Origin of the sequence: Streptomyces sp. NPDC052036, from assembly GCF_040680495.1 — a bacterium.
In the GTDB taxonomy this organism is placed as follows: domain Bacteria; phylum Actinomycetota; class Actinomycetes; order Streptomycetales; family Streptomycetaceae; genus Streptomyces.
The window spans coordinates 1-2002 of the sequence record NZ_JBFAWW010000119.1; the positions used below are offsets into that span (position 1 = coordinate 1).

The 2002-nt window shown below is 68.4% G+C and carries 2 protein-coding genes; one reads left to right on the forward strand and one right to left on the reverse strand.

Going from position 1 to position 2002, the window contains the following annotated elements; genetic code table 11:
- Positions 1–75: 75 nt before the first annotated feature.
- The gene (locus tag AB0L95_RS42115; protein WP_365171959.1) at positions 76–1083 is read right to left on the reverse strand and encodes an FAD-dependent monooxygenase; all 1008 of its coding nucleotides are present in this window, start codon (positions 1081–1083) and stop codon (positions 76–78) included.
- 163 nt (positions 1084–1246) lie between these two features.
- Here AB0L95_RS42115 and AB0L95_RS42120 point away from each other — a divergent pair, with 163 nt between their 5' ends.
- Entirely contained in the window at positions 1247–1747 is a 501-nt protein-coding gene (locus tag AB0L95_RS42120) for a helix-turn-helix domain-containing protein (protein WP_365171961.1), read from the forward strand.
- Positions 1748–2002 lie beyond the last annotated feature (255 nt).

Genomic DNA, 2002 nt, shown 5'->3' on the forward strand with positions numbered 1-2002 from the left:
GCTGAACTGCTGGACCGGCACCTGCACCACCTGCCACCAACCCCTGCCAAGCAGGACCCCAAGATCGAAGCAGACCTAACGGAGTCCTACTAGTGGCCGGTGGGCGGAGTCGTAGCGGGCGAAGGCGACCTGGTGGTCGCCGCCTGCCGCCGCTAGTTCGCCCGCCAGGCGGTAGGCCCCGACCAGGGCAAGTTCGGCGCCTGCGCCGGAGGCCGGGGAGGCGCACCAGGCCGCGTCCCCGACCAGCGCGATGCGGCCGTTGGACCAGGAGTCCATCTGTACCTGGGCCAGGGCGTCGAAGTAGAAGTCGGGGTCGGCCAGGGCCGTCGCCAGTAGGCCCCGGACGGGCTGCCAGGGCTGGTCCGCGAATGCCTCAGCGACCAGGCGCTTGTGCTCGGCGACATCGCGGTGGTCGTAGTCCAGCCGCTCGGAGCGGAGGATGAAGTACGCCTTGGCCTGGGCGTGGTTGCCCGATCGGTAGATGCCGGTCATCTTTCCCGGCGTGTTGAACATCGTCACCCAGCGGTCCTCGCCCAGTCGGCCATCGGCGTTGGCGAAGGCGAAGTAGTGGTCCTTGTGCTCGATGAACCGCTCCTCGGGGCCGAAGGCGAGCCCCCGCAGGTTGGAGTGCATCCCGTCAGCGCCGATCACCAGGTCGAAGTGGCGGGCGGGATGGTGCTCAAAGGTGACGGTCACCCCGTGGTCGTCCTGCTTCAGAGCCTGGATCGAGTCACCGAACAGGATTTCCACGTCATCGGTCGCCTCGCGCAGCAGCGCGACCAGGTCGCCCCGCATGATCTCGACCGAGGCATCGTCGCGGGTGTCGATCCGGGCGACGGCGCGGTCGGCGGCGTCGACGAACTTCATGCCGTGCACGTCGGCGGCCAGTTGGCGGATCCGGCCCATGAGGCCCATCCGCTCGGCGACCGCGATGGCGTCGCCACTCACGTCCACCCCGTTCCCGCCAGTACGCAGTTCGGGGGCGCGCTCAACGATGGTGGGCGAGAAGCCGTGCCGGGCCAGCCAGTGGGCCAGGGTGAGTCCGGCGATGCTGGCTCCGGAGATCAGGATCCGCCCGTTCATTGGGGCTCCCCGCGCTAGACTAAGTGAAACGTGCGTTCCAGATGAGTATGTGGAAGGAGCATTTCCGTTGTCAATGCCCTCGGAGCAACCGGGCCCCCCTGCGCCCGCGTCAAAACGCCGCGCCGATGCTGTGCGCAACCGGGATCTCGCACTGGACGCCGCCATGGCGCTACTGGCCGAACCGGGTGCGGCGCTCACCGTCGAGGCCATTGCCAAGCGTGCCGGACTGGGCGCGGCCACAGTCGTGCGCGCCTTCGGCGGCAAGGACGCCCTGCTGGACGCCGCTGTCTCCCGGCTGCTCAAACCCGTCGTCGAACGCGCCCGCGAGCTGCTCGATACGACCACGCCGTTCCAGGCCCTGCGTACTTTCCTGCGCGAGCTGATCACCTTCCAGGCTGCACACCACGCCATCAACGACCAGCTCACCGGCCTCGACCTGCCCGCCACCACCGGGCTGCGCGCCGACCTGGTCAGCGCCGTCGAGGAGATGGTCAACGGCGCACGGGGCAACGGGCAGGTCCGCGCCGACCTCGCCCCCACAACCGCTACCACCCTCATCGGCACCACCGCCCTGGCTGTCGCCCGCGCCGCACCCTCCTCGCCCGACCTCGTCGACGCCTACCTCACCGTTCTGCTGGACGGTCTCCACCCACACCAGGACTGACGGAGAGGATTCCTGACCAGCTGCCTCTTTGCGCTGCGGGGAACGATCACACTGCGGATGCGAAGCGATCTTCAACCCTCTCCCGACACCGCAGGTCACTCCCACTCGTGAACACCCCGCGCCGCGGAGCCGAGGCGTGGATACAACAGCCCCGAATAGGCAGGGCTGTTGCAAAGTCGCATGATCTCGTGGGTGCCCTGGGTCGAAGTTGCCTCGACGCCATGTCCGTTGCCCCCTAGCGGTGTTACCGTCGCG

What these genes read in the sequence shown, in the direction of transcription:
- AB0L95_RS42115 (WP_365171959.1), bottom strand. Translation starts at nt 1,083, where the DNA reads ATGAACGGGCGGATCCTGATCTCCGGAGCCAGCATCGCCGGACTCACC.
- AB0L95_RS42120 (WP_365171961.1), top strand. Translation starts at nt 1,247, where the DNA reads ATGGCGCTACTGGCCGAACCGGGTGCGGCGCTCACCGTCGAGGCCATT.